Genomic DNA, 703 nt, shown 5'->3' with positions numbered 1-703 from the left:
CCACGCGGTGCCGGACTTCGCCTCGCGGGTGCGCGGCTGCCTGCTCGGGGGCGCCCTGGCGGACCAATTGGGGGCCGGCGTCGAATTCGACTCCTTCGACGCGATCGCCGGACGCTTCGGGGCGGACGGGCTGCGGGACTTCTCCCAGCTGGCGGAGCCCGGCCACTTCTCCGACGACACACAGCTGACGCTTTATACCCTCGACGGGCTGACCGAGGCGCTGGAATGGGCCAATGCCGGTACCGCCGCCGACGAAGCCGCCTGCCTCTGGCTGGCTTACCTGCGCTGGTACGCCACCCAGGAGGGCCGCTTTCCGGACAACGCGCCGGAGCCCCAGCCGCGCTGGATCGACGAACAGGACGTGCTGCACGCACGCCGCGCCCCCGGCGCCGCCTGCCTGTCCGGCCTGGCCACCGGGGAAATGGGAACGCGGGCGCGCCCGGTCAACCCGGACTCGAAGGACTCCGGCACGGTGGTCCGGTCGGCTCCGTTCGGGCTGCTGCCGTTCGTCGACGACCAGACGGTCCAGCGGCTGGCCACGGACGGTTCGGCGCTCACCCACGGCCATCCGACGGCGCACCAGAGCGCGGCAACGTTCGCCACGCTGATCCGGCTGCTGGTGCACGAACAGGCCACGCTGCCCGGCGCCGCCGTGGCCCTGCTGGCCCGCACCGAGCAGGATCCGGCCGCCGCCGAGTTGGCC

At 73.3% G+C, this 703-nt stretch carries 1 protein-coding gene; it reads left to right on the top strand.

Features of this window, described 5'->3' with window-relative positions; all coding sequences use genetic code 11:
- Positions 1-7 precede the first annotated feature (7 nt).
- The coding region (locus tag AC5RUJ_RS17750; protein ID WP_494156447.1) for an ADP-ribosylglycohydrolase family protein at positions 8-703 on the top strand (696 nt) is incomplete at its 3' end.

It is taken from the genome of Arthrobacter sp. Y3223164 (assembly GCF_059091005.1).
The sequence above is the reverse complement of the archived record's forward strand: the minus strand, read 5'-3'. Positions and strand labels throughout refer to the sequence as shown.